We start from the raw sequence: 15,006 nt of genomic DNA, 5'->3' as shown, positions 1-15,006 counted from the left end.
CTGTCTCCTCCCTGATCAGAACAGCTTTACAGTCTGCCCTTCATAGAGCGTACCCTGCTGTATCGGAGAGATGTAAACCATCCCGTCCTTTTCATCCATCACATTGACGGGAATGAAGAACGGATATTCTCCATCCACGACCACAACGCCGGGCATGTTGTCCTGCGTATATATGGCCTTTGTCGGCACCGTCAGGCTGGTCACGTTGTCTCCCAGCACACCTGAACATGTCCGGATATACAATACCGGTTGCACCTTGGACTGCACGTCCAGCCGGACCTCCAGTTCACCGCCGGTCCGGGTAAAACTGAGCACCTGCGCCTGAACCATGGTATCCTTGAAGTTCTCCAGTTTCAGTTCGTATATCGCGCCTTCCACCGGATTCCAGTTGCTGTCCTTGATCAGCATCAGCACAACCCAGTGCCCATCGCGTACCACACGGTAGATCGTGGTTTTTCCCTTTGAACTGATATCGTTGGAGGAAGCCGGTTTCTGTCCGTTGATCATCGCACGGACCTGGGCCGGACTGAACTTGTCATAGTTGGTAATTGTCAGGTCATACTCATATCCGTCGGAATAGAAGCTGACCAGGCCCTCTTTCAGCGCAACAGACTTCTTGGTCCAGCTGGCGATTCGCTGCAGCTGGCTCTGTTCGTCATCATACAAACGGGTCATCCGCTGATCTCCGCTGTACTTCTCCTTCAGCCGGCTCTGACGCGCACGGATTGCTGCCGCAAGCAGCGCTTCCTGGTTATTCATGTTGCCCCGGGCACCGCCGATCAGTTCCCGGACTTCACGAGCCCGCGTCAGCACTTCCGCTTCCAGTTTTTCCATCTGCGGGTCTGTATTGATTTCCGCGTTCAGCAGCTTTACCTGGTATTCCTTGATCTGGTCCCGGAAATCCTGCAGGGTTTCCAGTTCCCGTGTGCTGAAGCCGGAGGAATAGACGTTACAGATATCTGTGCCCGGGGAAACATAGCTTCCCTCTTCCGCCAGGTATTCAACGCTGGATACGGCTTCCTGATCAAAGGGCGTCTCATCCCGCACGATCAGGCAGTCTCCGGTATAACGGGAGCCGATTACACCTGCGGTAATCTGGGCATAGGGGGCAGCTTCGGGAGCCAGCGAGGTGATCAGATACCAGGCAGCAAAAGCCAGCGCCAGCACGATCAGCATAATCTGTGGCACGCTCATGCGTTTTTTCTCCTGCAGTGTCGGCATCTGTACCGGCTGCGGAGGCTGCATATCGTACACCTGCGGTTCACCCCCCTTTCTGACATTCTGTTATTATATCATGCGTTTTTATCCTTTGGCAAATCAGCAGCTTATTTCAGCCACTCCGCCGGCCTGACAACGGCCACCGCCGGATCCCCGTCTGTGACTTCCAGCGTCATCAGGGATTTTTCACCCGTAATCCGCTTCTTTTCCGGTGAAGCGGTTGCCATGACGAACGCCATGCCGACCACTTTCACATTGAATTCCCGCATCAGTTCCACCATACCGCCGGCTGTGCCGCCTCCCTTCAGGAAGTCGTCCACAATCAGCGCCTGCTGGTTTTCCTTCACCGCCCGACGGCTCAGGCTCATCGTCTCGATGCTCCCGCTGCCGGAAACGTAGTTGATATTCACCGCAGAACCCTCGTAAACCCGGGAGGAGTGCCTGGCAATCACCAGCGGCACGCCCAGCGCATTGGCCGTCGCGAAAGCCACCGGAATTCCCTTGGTTTCCATCGTCAGCACAAAATCCGGCTCTGTGTCATAGTACTCGGTAGCAATGATTTCGCCCATCCGGTTCACGATCTCCGGCATGGAAAGGATATCGCTGTAATACAGGAATCCGCCTGGAAGCACCCGTTCCGTGCCGCTGAGATCCGCGCACAGCTTTTCAATGGTAGCCCGCGCCTTTTCCCGGCTCACCTTCGGGCGGTACCTTACGCCGCCAGCTGCGCCGGTCACCGTATCGATTTCTCCCAGGTCAAAAGCCTTTGTCACCTGCTGCAGCAGGTCAACATCCTCGCTCATCGTTGATTTCGCGGATCCGAACAGTTCACAGAAGCTGTTCAGCGTAAAGATCCTGTTGGGGGTTCCCGACAGCAGTTTGATCATTGCGGTCATGCGCTCGTTCCGGCGGATTCTGTCCATCTTTCTTCTCCAATTCTGCTTCCGAAGCATCCTCTGGTAAATCATTTCACAACAGGTAATTATAGCACAATATCCGAATGATTCAAAGATTTTTATCCGTATTGTTCGGAAAAAAAGAAAAGACCGGTCATCTGACCGGTCTCTATTCTTTGCCTGTTTACTCTTCCTTCATCAGGAAAGGGCTGATCTCTTCCAGCAGGTCGCTGCAGTCATCACTGTAGATCTCCAGGGTGATCGGCTTTGACAGATCCAGGGAGAAAATACCCAGGATTGACTTGGCGTCCACCACATGGCGCCCTGCACGCAGATCCATCTCATAGGGGTAGCGCGCAACGATGTTGACGAAATTGTTCACATTCTCAACCAGGCTCAGTCTGATCATAGCGGACTTCACGGCAAAGCACCTCCTTCGTATTCGTCGCCGGGGTTCCGGCGCGGGTTCCTATCATACAGCATTTCGGTATCGGTTTCAATCTCCTGTCCGGCCGTTTCCGAACCGGATTGTCCATCAATCCGCGTACTGAACCGCGTCCTTGTCCCGGATCCGAAGCATCAGGGTATTTTCTTCCTTGTCCCAGGCCGCCTCGCCCTTCAGGGCTGTCGCCAGGAACTGAGCATTGATGAAATGGCCTTCGGATACGAAGTCATAATCATCCTCTGCTATGGTAATCTGCGTTCCGTTCACAGTCGCGGTGCAGCCCTGGTTTTCATCATACAGGGCCAGGGTATATCCGGCTGCCTCCAGCACAACGGTACCCACGCCGTCGTCCGTCAGTTTCCAGCCTTCCACACACTTGCACAGGTCGTCCAGGCTGATCCGGATCTTATCCTTGCACTGGCTCACCCTCGGCTTCGCCGTTACCGGCACACCGTCTTCTGTCGCGATGAATTCCAGCGGGCCATCCGCCTCGTTCAGAGCAACCAGCGCGTTAATGATTTCGTATTCTTCCGCGTCCAGGTCGATATCCTCAATGTCTTCCGGAACATCTTCTGCGGTCTGCTTTGTTTCTTCTTTCGGTTCTTCTGTTTTCTCCGGTTCAGCAGTCGGCTCCGGTTCTGCCGTGGCTTCTGCTTCCCCTGCAGGCGTTTCTGTTACAGGCGCATCGGTCGCAGGCACGTCCGTGGCGGGAACTTCGTCAGCCGTGGCTTCCGGTTCCGGAGCGTCTGTTGCTTCCGGTGCTGCCGTTTCAGCCGGTGCCGGGGTCGCAAGCATAACCACAGAGTTTGCCTCCGGAGCGGGTGTTTCCGTTTCTTCCGTCTTCTCCGGGTTGTCTACCATTTCCGGGTTTTCAAACAGGTTGGTCTGCGTGGCTCTGCCGGCGATACCGTCAGCCTTCAACCCGTTGTAGTATTGGAATTTCTTGACTGCATTATAGGTTTGCCGTCCGTAGGCGCCGTCCGCACTTCCCTCAGGCAGATATCCTTTTTCAATCAGCTTTTCCTGCAGTTTCTTTACTTCCTTGCCCTTGGTTCCCATTGTCAGGTTATGATAAGCCTTCACGTTCGGCGTGATGGTGGGTACCGGTGCCGGAGTAATCTGCGCCGTAGGTTTTGCAGCGTTCGTCACTGCCACTGCGGGAACCTTTTCGGGATTTTCTGCCTGTGTATCCACTGTCTCCACAATTGCGGTCGCAGCAGGAGTGGGGACGGGCGTTTCCTTCGGAGCAGCCGTACTATTCACAGCCAGCGCCATTGTCGCCGACATGTAGATCAGCAGGGTTTTCATCAGATCCATATACGCCACTCCTCGTTCCTTAGAATTGAACCATCTTTCGAATTATTATATCAAACCCCGACTCTGATGACAATAGAAGTTTTGTATGGTAGAATCAGGCGATATGACAATTCAGGATTCAGAAATCAGAATTCAGAATTATCTGTTTCATAACCTTCAGGGCTTCCCTGAACAGAGGCTGGATGTTTCGAAAAACAGCCCTCCTTGAAACAACGGTACACACACGCTGTGTGTTCCCAAACAACCATAAGTCGTTTGGGTAAAATATATAATTATGATTTGTGAATTATAAATTCTTTTGGGGTGACGTATGGAACAGCTTGAGGCGACCATCCAGGGGACCGTTTTCCGGAATGAGGAAAATGGCTGGTCCGTACTGACCGTCCGTTCTGGCCGGTCAGAGATCACCGTGGTCGGCTCCCTGCCGGAGCTGAGCCCCGGTGAACAGGCTGTTTTTTCAGGTGATTGGATAGAACACCGTACCTACGGCCGCCAGTTTCACTGTATCTCCTGCGAATTGAAAACGCCCACAACCCTTCTGGGTATTGAGCGGTTCCTCGGCAGCGGCCTGATCCACGGCGTGGGTCCGTCCACTGCCCAGCTTATTGTTGAAGCCTTTGGGGAGGAAACCCTTGTGATCCTCTCCGAGCATCCGGAGCGTCTGAGCGAAGTCCGCGGCATCGGCAAAAAGCGGGCCATCATGATTGCGGAAAGCTTCCGGGAGCAGCAGAGCACCCGGCGTGCTATGGTTTTCCTCCAGTCCTACGGCATTTCTCCCGCCCTGGCTATCCGGATCAGCCGGCATTACGGCGACCGCACCCCGGAAATCGTCCGGGAAAACCCTTACCGCCTGTGCGATGATCTCGAAGGCGTAGGTTTCAAAACTGCGGACCGTATCGGACTATCCCTGGGCATCCCACCCGACAGCGAAAACCGCGTCAAATCCGCCATGACCTATATCCTGCGGGATGCCGCCGCTGCTTCAGGTCATGTTTACCTGCCGGAGGCAGAACTCTGTTCCGCTTCTGCCTCTCTGCTCAATGTGCCGCTCACTCTTTGTCAGCAGGCACTGCGCAGCTTGCTGGTTTCCGGTGCCCTTCATTCCGAAACAGATGAAGCTGAGGAATGCCGCCGGGTTTACCTGCCTTATTACCGGTACGCGGAGCAGGAAGTTGCCCTCATGATCCGCCGTCTGATGACTGCCATTGCTCCGGATAAATATGCCGGCATTTCCCGGGCTATATCGTCCTTTGAAAAGCGCCGGAACATCACCTTTTCCCCCACCCAGCGCCAGGCCATCGCCGGCGCGCTGGAAAACGGCGTCTTCGTGATCACCGGCGGTCCCGGCACCGGCAAAACCACCATCATCAACTGCATTCTGGAGCTGCTCTCGAAGGATAACGAAACCGTCCTGTGCGCCCCCACTGGCCGCGCTGCCAAGCGGATGAGCGAGGCCACCGGCGCCGAGGCGCGTACCATTCACCGCCTGCTGGAATACGGCGGTGAGCAGGGTGCCTTCACCCGCACGGATGACAACCCTCTGGAGGCGGACTGCGTCATAGCAGATGAAACCTCCATGATTGATCTGGTCCTGATGCGCGCCCTGCTGAAGGCCATCCGTCCCGGCACCCGTCTGATCCTCGTCGGTGATGCAGATCAGCTGCCCAGCGTCGGCCCAGGCAACGTGCTCGGCGATATCCTCGACAGCGGTGAGGTTCCCTGCGTCCGCCTTACGGAAATCTACCGCCAGAGCGGTGAAAGCCAGATTGTCGTAAACGCCCACCTGATCAACAGCGGACAGATGCCCGTGCTTAACGGTAAAGGCACCGATTTCTTCTTTGAGCGTAAAACCGCCCTGGCCGACGCAGCCCAGAGCATCACTGCGCTGGTCACTTCCCGGCTTCCCGGTTATCTGCATTATCCGGAAGAGGAACGTCTTGCTCTTTCCGTCCGGAATATCCAGGTTCTTGCCCCCTCCCGCAAAGGAGAATGCGGTGTGAACAGCCTCAACCTCCGTCTGCAGGAAATGCTCAACCCGCCCGCCGCGGATAAGCCGCAGCTGCAATGGGGCGAAACCATCTTCCGTCTGGGGGACAAGGTCATCCAGACCCGGAATGATTACCGTCTTCCCTGGCGCCGGGAAACCTCCGCCGGCATTGAGGACGGCGCCGGCGTATTCAACGGCGATATCGGCTTCATCATCGACGTGGATCCGGAAAACCATATGCTTACCGTCCGCTTTGACGAAGAGCGGGAAGCTACCTATGAATCCGGAGACCTGGAAGACCTGGAGCCCGCTTACTGCCTCAGCGTACATAAATCCCAGGGCAGTGAATTCCCGGTTGTCGTCATGCCCGTGACGCCCGGACCGCCCATGCTGCTCACCCGCAACCTGCTCTACACCGCCCTGACCAGGGCCCGCAGCCTTGTGGTGCTGGTCGGCGCTGAGGCCGTCATCCGCCGCATGGTGGAAAACGATCATGTGATCCGCCGCTATACCACCCTGGCCCGCCGGCTGATCGAAACCCGGGAGCTCGTACAATGAGTCCCCGTCCTTTTGAAACCTGGCTGTTCGGCAAGTGGGGGCCGCTTGAAAAAGCCCTTGCCCGCTGGGGAAAAGACGTCATCTGGCCCGAGGATGCCCTCTGCTGTGTCTGCGGCAGGGTAACAGACAGGGACGGTCTTTGTGCTTCCTGCCGTGAATCCCTGGAGCATGACGGCTTCTTTTTTGCCTGGGAACGTTCCGATCCGGATCCGGATCTTCCAGCCTGGTCGCTCCGTCCACACGAAGGCGTCCCCCGGGAACTGGTCATCCGGCTCAAATACGGTGCGGAAGCACGTGCCGCCCGTATCCTTGCAAGCCTGCTGCTTCCCTTGCCGGACGACGTTGTCTTCCCACCGGACACGGTTGTCACCTGGGTCACTATGCCGGAATCCCGCCGCCGGGAGCGGGCTGTCGACCACGGCCGCCTGCTGGCGGAAGCCTTCGCGGAAAAGCTGTCCCTGCCCTGCAGGCAGCTGCTGCTTCGTCGGGACCGCCGGGAAAAGCGCCAGGTAGGACTGAATGAGAAAGAGCGCGCCGCCAATCTGGCAGGCGCTTTCACCCCTAAGGAAAAGATCTCTTTTCCGGTGCTCATCGTGGACGATGTGCGCACCACGGGCACCACTCTCTGCCGCTGTGCAGAAGCTCTGCGATCCGGCGGTGCGGAAAAGATTTTCGGTCTGACCGTCACAGCCCGAAAATGATTGACATATAAGCCCTTTCGGCAGTAATATATACGTTGGTCTGTTGCGATCAGGCGAACGTTTTTTGACGTTCAGCTCTTTTCATAACAGCCAATAGTATTGAATTCCGAATTCCACGTTTAAAAGGATTTTGTTTAAATCCGTGTCGGTATTCACTATGATCCCTGGGAAGTATTCGTTATCCTGAGCGTATGTGTCAGGAAACTTTCCGCCGCAGCGGATCATTCTGAATTCTGAATTCTGAATTCTGAATTAGTATTTGGAGGTTTGCCCTGTGCTTGAATGTATCGTGACAAAATTCGGCGGCAGCTCGCTGGCCAATGATGAACAGTTCCGTAAGGTTCGCAGCATTCTGGAGCTGGAACCCACCCGTCGCTACCTGGTCCCCAGCGCTCCCGGCAAACGCTTCAAGGAAGACGATAAAGTCACTGATCTGCTGTATCAGTGCTATGACCTTGCCTGCGAAGGCAAATCCATCGCGGAGCCTTTTTCCCGTATCCGGGATCGCTATCTGTCCATCGCCCGCGCTCTGCACCTGAAAGTGGATATCAACTCCAAACTGGATGAAGTGGAGCAGGGAATCTCCTCCGGCAAGGGCAAGGACTGGTGCGCCAGCCGCGGCGAATACCTCTGCGGCATCCTCATGGCTGACTATCTGGGATGGCGCTTTGTGGATCCCATTGACGGAATTTTCTTCAACGATAACGGCACCCTGGATGATGAAAAGACCCAGGAAAAGCTCTCTGCCCTCCTTGCGGACGGCGAGCCTGCTGTTGTGCCCGGATTCTACGGTTCCAAGGCAAACGGTGAAGTCTGCACCTTCTCCCGCAGCGGCAGCGATATCACCGGTGCCCTGGTGGCCCGTGCGGTGAATGCCGATGTGTATGAAAACTGGACCGACGTTTCCGGTTTCCTGATGGCGGATCCCCGGATCATCGAAAACCCGGCGGAAATCTCCTCCATCACCTATAAGGAACTGCGGGAGCTGAGCCACATGGGAGCTTCCGTCCTGCATGAGGACGCGATGTTCCCGGTGCACAAGGCCGGCATCCCCACCAACATCCGTAATACCAACAAGCCGTATCATCCCGGCACCATGATCAGCAAGAACGCTCCCAACGAGATTTCTGTTCCCACCATCACCGGTATCGCCGGTCACAAGGGATACAGCGTCATCTCCATTGAAAAGAGCATGATGAACAGCGAAGTCGGTTTCGGCCGCAAGGTGCTGCAGGTGCTCGAAAACTACGGCGTATCTTTTGAACATATGCCCACCGGTATCGACAGCATGTGCGTCGTGGTGAACAGTGCCACCCTGGAGCCTCATCGCGCCGATATCCTCAGGGAGATCGAAGCCTTGGTCAACGGCAGCGGCAGCGTCTCTGTCAGCGACAACATGTCCATCATTGCCACTGTCGGCCGCGGCATGGTGCATAACTGCGGTACTGCCGCCCGTCTCTTCTCCGCCATGAGCCGCGCCCGCATCAACGTACGGATGATCGACCAGGGCTCCAGCGAGTTGAGCATCATCGTTGGCGTTAACGACAATGACTTCGAAGCCACCATCCACGCCATCTACCACGAGTTCGTGGGATGAACATTCGATGACAATCAAGCCTGCGGAAGCGTCAGCTTCACTGCGGGCTTTTTCTTTTCCCTGACTTCTTGCCGAAAAAACCTGTAATGTTATATAATTACAACATCCCGTTACCGCTGATTTGTCATCCTGAGTGACTATGTGGTAAACTCAATACAATAAAGTAAATCAATCCTTTAATTCTGAATTCTGAATTATGAATTCTGAATTGAATATGGGGGTGCCTGGAATGAAGGTTCTTGTAACCGGATACGCTGGTCAGCTGGGCTGGGATACCGTACGCCAGCTGGAAGCCCGGGGCATTGAATGCCGCGGTGTCGACATGCAGGACTTTGACCTGACAGACGGTCAGGCCGTCAAAGACTATGTTCAAAGCTACCGTCCCACCGCCATTGTCCACTGCGCTGCCTATACCGGTGTGGACAAGGCGGAATCACAGCCGGAAATCTGTGCGGCCGTCAACGGCATGGGCACCGTCAATATCGTCCGTGCCGCCCTGAGCGTCGGCGCAAAGCTGGTCTTCATCTCAACGGATTACGTCTTCCCCGGCACCGGGGATCAACCCTTCAGGGTTGACGATCCCTATGGTCCCCTGAACGTCTATGGCATGAGTAAAGTTCAGGGAGAAGACGCCGTCCGTTCCCTGATGACCCGCTACTTCATTCTCCGGACCAGCTGGGTTTACGGCAAAAACGGCCGCAACTTCGTCCGCACCATGCTGCACCTGGGCAAGGAAAAGAAAGAGATCCGTGTGGTCAATGACCAGATCGGATCTCCCACCTACTCCAGGGATCTTGCCCGCGTCATCTGCGACGTACTGCCGACCGAAAAGTATGGCATCTATCACGTTCGCAATGAGGGCTTCCTCTCCTGGTACGACTTTGCGAAAATGATCATGGAAAAGGCCGGTCTTCCCTGCAGGGTCATCCCGGTTCCTTCTTCCGAGTATTCCACTCCCGCGAAGCGACCCCTCAACTCCCGCCTGGATGGCTCCAAGCTCACCGAGGCAGGCTTCGCGCCCATGCCCTCCGTTGAGAACGCCCTGGATCGTTACCTGGACGAAATCAAGGACGAGAACTGGTGACAGAATCAATAAAAAACAAAGCGCACTTCGGATAATCCGAAGTGCGCTTTTAGTATTTTCAACATCGTTGCCAAGTCATTGGCAGAATGCAATTCCTTTGACAAAACCGTTTTCATCGCTGCTTTGAAGAAAAATCGTAACGATATAGCTTCCGTTATAATTCTGAATTATGAATTCTGAATTCTGAATTAATCTCGATCCCATTGCTCTTGAGGCCTTTCAGGAAGTCCTCCGGCAGAGGAGCCTGGAAGGCCATTTCTTCTTTTGTCCGGGGATGTTTAAACCTCAGGCTGTAGGCATGGAGCATGAGGCACGGTACCTTCACACCTTTTTCAAAGCCATAAAGTTCGTCTCCGCAGACCGGATGCTGGATGCTCCGCATGTGGACGCGGATCTGATGCGTCCGCCCGGTCAGGATGTGCACGTCCAGCAGCGTGCAGGCCTGTCCTTCCGCCAGTACTTTCCAGCGGGTCAGGGCCGGTCGGCCTTCCGGATCAACAGCCATCTTCTTCCGGTCTTTCTTGCTCCGGTCAATAGCCGCGTTGATTTCACCTTCCGGTTCCTTGAACCGGCCCTCTACCAGAGCCCGGTAATGTTTCTCGATCTCCCGGTCTTTCAGCATCCGGCTCAGTTCTTCCTGGGTTTCATCATTCTTCGCTACCAGCATCAGGCCGCTGGTTTCCTTATCCAGCCGATGAACAATCCCAGGGCGCAGTTCGCCGCCGATGCCGCCCAGTGAATCCAGACGGGCCAGCAATGCGTTCACCAGCGTTCCGTCCGGATGTCCTGCCGCCGGATGCACTACCATGCCCCGTGGCTTGATCACCACGGCCAGGTCCTCATCCTCATACAGGATTTCCAGCGGAATATCCTCCGCCTTCGGAACAGCTTCCTTCGGTGCGGGCACTGTCAGGACAATCTCCTGGCCCGCAGGCAGCTTAGTGCCGGCCTTTGTGCAAGCCTTTCCGCCGGAAACGCACAAGCCGTCTTCCATCAGCGAAGCCACCCGGCTCCTGCTGAGTCCTGTTGCTTCACTCAGCAATACGTCCAGCCGGCGTCCATCGGATGCAACCCGGTACTCCATTCCTTCAGTCATATTTCTTCCCCCTGGCAGTTGTCAGAGTTTCGCCCAGTCCTGCGGCCTGCACAGCAGGCTGATCATCACCAACACACAGCCCACTGTCAGGCAGCTGTCCGCAACATTAAACACAGGAAAATTCACAAACAGCGTCTCAATCATATCCGGCACAAAGCCCCGGATCAGCCGATCCAGCATGTTTCCTGTTGCTCCGCCCGCCATCAGGGCAAGCCCGGTCAGCGGGAGCGCCACGAATTCCTTGTTCCGCAGCCATACAAAGCCCCCGATGACAATTGCCAGCCCAAGGACACCCGTCAGTCTCGGCAGCCCGCTCAGCAGGGAGAACGCAATCCCGGTGTTTTCCGCATACCGCAGGCCGATAACTCCCGGAATCAGGGTGAAGCCGTCCGCCGGAAGTCCAGGCGCCAGTTCCTTTGTGATTCGGTCCAGGATCAGTACAACCGCCGCAATCAGCCAGAATCCCAGGCTTTTCTTAGTCATCGTTCTCTTCACTGTGTTCGCTCTTTTCTTCTTCCAGTTCTTTAATCCGCGCCACCAGTTTCCTTGTCACCTTCAGCGCCTCCTGGAGCATTTCCTGCTCCTGCAGGTTCTGCACCTTCAGGATCATCCTGGCCGGTGCCCTGGCGGACAGGATCAGCCGTCCGTCAGTCTCAGAGATTGCCTGCAACAGGCATGCCGGATCCGGCACATACCGCTCGTCTACCTTCATGATCAGGCCTTCCTTGCCGCGAGTCACCTGGCTGACGCCCAGCCGGTTGCACAGTGCCCGCAGCTGGCTTACGTCAAGCAGTGTCTCGGCAGCCGGCGGCAGGTCGCCGTAGCGGTCAATCAGTTCGTCCGTCACGTCTGCCCGGTCTTCGTCCGTTACCACGGAAGCAATCCGCTTGTACATTTCCATCCGCTGCTTTTCTTCCGCTACATAGTCGGAAGGCAGGAAGGCGTCCACCCGCAGATCCACCCGGGTCTCCAGCTCCCGTGCGGTCTGCCGGCCCTGTACCTCGTTCAGGGTTTCTTCCATCAGCTTACAGTACATATCATAACCGACCGTAGCCAGATGACCGTGCTGTTCCGGTCCAAGGATATTGCCCGCACCGCGGATTTCCAGGTCCCGCATCGCGATACGGAAACCGGCGCCGAACTCCGTAAACTCCCGGATAGCCGTCAGCCGCTGCTGGGCCGTTTCCGTCAGCATATGGTCCGCCCGCACCGTGAAGTAGGCATAGGCCTGCCGGTTGCTCCGGCCCACCCGGCCCCGCAGCTGATAAAGCTGGCTGAGGCCGAACCGTTCCGCGTCATACACAATCAGGGTATTTGCGTTCGGCACGTCCAGGCCGTTTTCAATAATGGTTGTGCACAGCAGCACGTCATAATTGCCGTTGTAGAAGTCCAGCATCACGTCTTCCAGCTGGTGCTCCTTCATCTGCCCGTGGGCCACACCCACCCGGGCTTCCGGTACCAGGGCCCGCAGCCGCTCATAGAAGCTGCCGATGCTCCGCACCCGGTTATACAGGAAATAGACCTGTCCGCCCCTGCCGAGCTCACGCAGGATAGCGTCCCGGATCAGGGCGTCGGAATACTCCGTGACCACGGTCTGTACCGGGATCCGTTCTTCCGGCGGGGTTTCCAGCACGCTCATGTCCCGGATGCCCGTCATGGACATATGCAGGGTCCGCGGAATCGGCGTCGCGCTCAGGGTGAGCACGTCCACCTGCCGCTTCATGTTCTTGATAACTTCCTTATGGGCCACGCCGAAGCGCTGCTCTTCGTCCACGATGAGCAGGCCCAGGTCTTTGAACTTTACGTCCTTGCCCAGCAGCTTGTGCGTACCGACAATCAGGTCAATGTCGCCCATGGCCAGCTTGGCCAGCACGTCCTTCTGTTCCGCCGGAGTCCGGAACCGGCTCAGGAAATCCACCCGCGCCCCGGTATGCCGGAACCGCTTCACAATGGTGTTGTAGTGCTGCTGCACCAGGATCGTGGTAGGCGCCAGCAGGGCCACCTGCTTGTTATCCGCGATCGCCTTGAAGGCTGCCCGCAGGCTGACTTCAGTTTTTCCGTAGCCCACGTCGCCGCACAGCAGCCGGTCCATGTTCCGGTCGCTTTCCATGTCTTCCCGGATTTCCTGTACGCTCTGTGCCTGGTCCGGGGTCAGTTCCCACGGGAATTCATCTTCAAACTCCCGCTGCCAGTCCGTATCCGGTCCGAAGGCATGTCCCGTGTTCTGGGAGCGTTCCGCGTACAGGGCCTTCAGGTCAAAGGCCAGCGCTTTCAGGCCTTCCTTAACCTTGCCCTTCTGCCGGGCCCATTCTCCTCCGCCCAGGCGGTTCAGCTTCGGCGCCTGGTTCGGATTGCCAATATAGCGCTGTACCCGTTCCAGCTGTTCCACCGGCACATACAGCTTGTCGTTTCCGCCGTAGTGAATCAGCAGGTAGTCGTGCCAGCTTCCCTCACTCTGGATCCGGGTAATGCCCTGGTAGATACCGACGCCGTGGTCTTCATGTACCACATAGTCGCCCACCTTCAGGTCCGTGAATGTGGAAATCCGTTCACCGGAGCGCTTCCGGCTCTTGCTCCGCCGGTAGCCCTCACCCCAGATATCCGCGTCGGAAACCACCGCCGTTCCGGGGCAGCCTTCCCCGCCTCGGATGATGAAGCCTCCGCTGAGCGTGATCGGCAGGATCACCGCTTCGCCCGGCTTTGCCGCGCTGAGTTCTTCCCGGAATTCTGTTTTCTCTTCCAGCTCCTTCAGGCTTTCCTCCAGCCGCTTACCGCGGCTGCTTCCGCCTGAAAGCAGGTAAATCCTGTATCCATGCTCCCGCCAAAGGGCAATATCGTTCTTCAGCGCGCGCATCTGCCCGCCATAGCCCTGGATGCCGGTTGCTTCCACCGTCACCGTATTGTCCGGCTTGATGCCGCCAAGTCCGAGCAGAATCTCCGTCAGCAGTCCCTTGGGATACGGTTTCAGTTCTTTCAGCACCGTTTCCCAGTCCTTCAGCAGGCTTTCCTGGTCTGTGACCGCCTCCCGGCGGGTAATCGCGCTCTGCAGGTCTTCCGCAAAGCCCTGCAGCCGCTCCTCAATCCGGTTCCGCAGGCGGTCCGGTTCGCACAGCAGCACCAGATCCGGCTCAAACCAGTCGCATACCGATGCCGTCTTATCCGTCAGCACCGGCAGCCAGGCCCGCATCCGCCGGAAAGGCAGCCCCTGTTCCAGCGTTTCCGCATCCTGGCGAAGCCGTTCCATCCGCCGGTCAGCTTCCAGTTCCTTCTGTTCCTTATACTGCTTTTCCCGAACCTTCGGAGCAATCTTTTTATCAAAAAGCTCCGCGTCATCTTCATCGTCCGGCAGCGGCGGCAGGTCGTCAAACAGCAAATCCTTCCCGATGTCCGTATCCGGCTGATCATTGATGGCTTCCCGCATCCGGCGGGCAGCTTCCGGATATTCGTCTTCTTCCAGCAGCACTTCGCACGCAGGCGTCAGTACGGCTTCCGGAACGTCTCCCAGGCTCCGCTGGCTGATGCAGTCAAACTCCCGGATTCCGTCAATCTCATCGTCAAAGAACTCAATCCGCAGACCCTGTGCCAATGCCGGAGGATACACGTCCAGGATGGATCCGCGCTGCGCGAACTGGCCTTTGCCTTCCACCATGCCCACGCGGTCATAGCCCATCCGGCTCAGCCGCCTGGCCAGGTCCGCCGGCGGAAACACGTCTCCCGGCTTGAGCGTCAGGCTCAGTGCCCTGAAAGGCTCCGGCCGGCCCATCCGCTGTGCCATGGCTTCCGCTCCGGCACACAGGATCCTGACCTTGCCTTCCGTCACAGCCGCCAGTGCTTCCAGTCTCCGCCAATTGCTCTCCAGGCTTCCCGCCGCACGGGTCAGGTCAATCTCACCGCCGGGCAGGCAACAGCCTTCGCCCGTCAGCTGACGCACGTCATCCGCTGCCCGGGCTGCCTTCAGGTCGTTGTCCGCCACCAGCAGCGTCTTTTTCCCTTTTTCTGCCGCGATACAGGCAATCACTGCCGCCAGCGTCTGGTTCACGCCGGCGACTGCCGTTGTCTTTCCCTGCGCCGTCTCCAGCAATGCCTCTAAACCAGGTATCGCAATCG

The 15,006-nt window shown here is 56.9% G+C and carries 11 protein-coding genes; 4 read left to right on the top strand and 7 right to left on the bottom strand.

Features of this window, described 5'->3' with window-relative positions; genetic code table 11:
* Positions 1-15: 15 nt before the first annotated feature.
* The 4 genes from JYE49_RS13000 to JYE49_RS12985 all read right to left on the bottom strand — a co-directional run bounded on the left by JYE49_RS13000 (position 16) and on the right by JYE49_RS12985 (position 3,876).
* Positions 16-1,221, bottom strand: a complete 1,206-nt coding sequence (locus JYE49_RS13000) for a biotin/lipoyl attachment domain-containing protein (protein ID WP_283399441.1) — start codon at positions 1,219-1,221, stop codon at positions 16-18.
* Positions 1,222-1,325: 104 nt separating this feature from the next.
* Positions 1,326-2,141 carry a pur operon repressor gene (purR, locus tag JYE49_RS12995; protein WP_179217391.1) on the bottom strand — a complete coding sequence of 272 codons (816 nt, stop codon included), beginning with the start codon at positions 2,139-2,141 and terminating at the stop codon, positions 1,326-1,328.
* 157 nt (positions 2,142-2,298) lie between these two features.
* Positions 2,299-2,535: an HPr family phosphocarrier protein gene (locus JYE49_RS12990; RefSeq protein ID WP_093957942.1), complete on the bottom strand. Its 237-nt coding sequence runs from the start codon at positions 2,533-2,535 to the stop codon at positions 2,299-2,301.
* Between the two features lie 114 nt (positions 2,536-2,649).
* Positions 2,650-3,876 carry a peptidoglycan-binding domain-containing protein gene (locus JYE49_RS12985; protein ID WP_093957941.1) on the bottom strand — a complete coding sequence of 409 codons (1,227 nt, stop codon included), beginning with the start codon at positions 3,874-3,876 and terminating at the stop codon, positions 2,650-2,652.
* Between the two features lie 310 nt (positions 3,877-4,186).
* Between JYE49_RS12985 and recD2 the strand changes: the two genes are divergently transcribed.
* The 4 genes from recD2 to rfbD all read left to right on the top strand — a co-directional run bounded on the left by recD2 (position 4,187) and on the right by rfbD (position 9,803).
* The gene (gene recD2, locus JYE49_RS12980; RefSeq protein WP_093957940.1) at positions 4,187-6,421 is read left to right on the top strand and encodes an SF1B family DNA helicase RecD2; all 2,235 of its coding nucleotides are present in this window, start codon (positions 4,187-4,189) and stop codon (positions 6,419-6,421) included.
* A complete protein-coding gene (locus tag JYE49_RS12975) occupies positions 6,418-7,122 on the top strand; it encodes a ComF family protein (RefSeq protein ID WP_093957939.1) in 705 nt (234 codons plus the stop codon). Before recD2 ends, JYE49_RS12975 begins: the two co-directional genes overlap by 4 nt.
* A gap of 274 nt (positions 7,123-7,396) precedes the next feature.
* Positions 7,397-8,719 carry an aspartate kinase gene (locus tag JYE49_RS12970; protein ID WP_093957938.1) on the top strand — a complete coding sequence of 441 codons (1,323 nt, stop codon included), beginning with the start codon at positions 7,397-7,399 and terminating at the stop codon, positions 8,717-8,719.
* A 196-nt stretch (positions 8,720-8,915) separates the two neighbouring features.
* Complete coding sequence (rfbD, locus tag JYE49_RS12965) at positions 8,916-9,803, top strand: dTDP-4-dehydrorhamnose reductase (RefSeq protein WP_304583047.1); 888 nt, start codon at positions 8,916-8,918, stop codon at positions 9,801-9,803.
* Between the two features lie 154 nt (positions 9,804-9,957).
* Here the strand turns inward: rfbD and JYE49_RS12960 are convergent, their stop codons facing one another.
* From JYE49_RS12960 to mfd, 3 genes are read right to left on the bottom strand one after another with little or no spacing between them, the layout of a single operon-like run.
* Complete coding sequence (locus JYE49_RS12960; protein ID WP_283399435.1) at positions 9,958-10,899, bottom strand: RluA family pseudouridine synthase; 942 nt, start codon at positions 10,897-10,899, stop codon at positions 9,958-9,960.
* A 21-nt stretch (positions 10,900-10,920) separates the two neighbouring features.
* Positions 10,921-11,382, bottom strand: coding sequence for a signal peptidase II (gene lspA / locus JYE49_RS12955; protein ID WP_093957936.1), 462 nt, complete (start codon positions 11,380-11,382; stop codon positions 10,921-10,923).
* A complete protein-coding gene (gene mfd / locus JYE49_RS12950) occupies positions 11,375-14,980 on the bottom strand; it encodes a transcription-repair coupling factor (RefSeq protein ID WP_304583044.1) in 3,606 nt (1,201 codons plus the stop codon). The genes lspA and mfd overlap by 8 nt, the downstream gene beginning before the upstream one ends.
* Between the last annotated feature and the right edge of the window lie 26 nt (positions 14,981-15,006).

This window comes from Aristaeella hokkaidonensis, from assembly GCF_018128945.1.
Lineage (GTDB): Bacteria > Bacillota > Clostridia > Christensenellales > Aristaeellaceae > Aristaeella > Aristaeella hokkaidonensis.
Note: the sequence above shows the minus strand (reverse complement) of the source record. Positions and strands in the feature narration are given on the sequence as shown.

Bases quoted from the DNA above. Each gene is read 5' to 3' on its own strand.
- JYE49_RS13000 (WP_283399441.1), bottom strand. From the start codon at position 1,221: ATGCCGACACTGCAGGAGAAAAAACGCATGAGCGTGCCACAGATTATG.
- recD2 (WP_093957940.1), top strand. From the start codon at position 4,187: ATGGAACAGCTTGAGGCGACCATCCAGGGGACCGTTTTCCGGAATGAG.
- purR (WP_179217391.1), bottom strand. From the start codon at position 2,141: ATGGACAGAATCCGCCGGAACGAGCGCATGACCGCAATGATCAAACTG.
- JYE49_RS12985 (WP_093957941.1), bottom strand. From the start codon at position 3,876: ATGGATCTGATGAAAACCCTGCTGATCTACATGTCGGCGACAATGGCG.
- JYE49_RS12960 (WP_283399435.1), bottom strand. From the start codon at position 10,899: ATGACTGAAGGAATGGAGTACCGGGTTGCATCCGATGGACGCCGGCTG.
- JYE49_RS12975 (WP_093957939.1), top strand. From the start codon at position 6,418: ATGAGTCCCCGTCCTTTTGAAACCTGGCTGTTCGGCAAGTGGGGGCCG.
- lspA (WP_093957936.1), bottom strand. From the start codon at position 11,382: ATGACTAAGAAAAGCCTGGGATTCTGGCTGATTGCGGCGGTTGTACTG.
- rfbD (WP_304583047.1), top strand. From the start codon at position 8,916: ATGAATTCTGAATTGAATATGGGGGTGCCTGGAATGAAGGTTCTTGTA.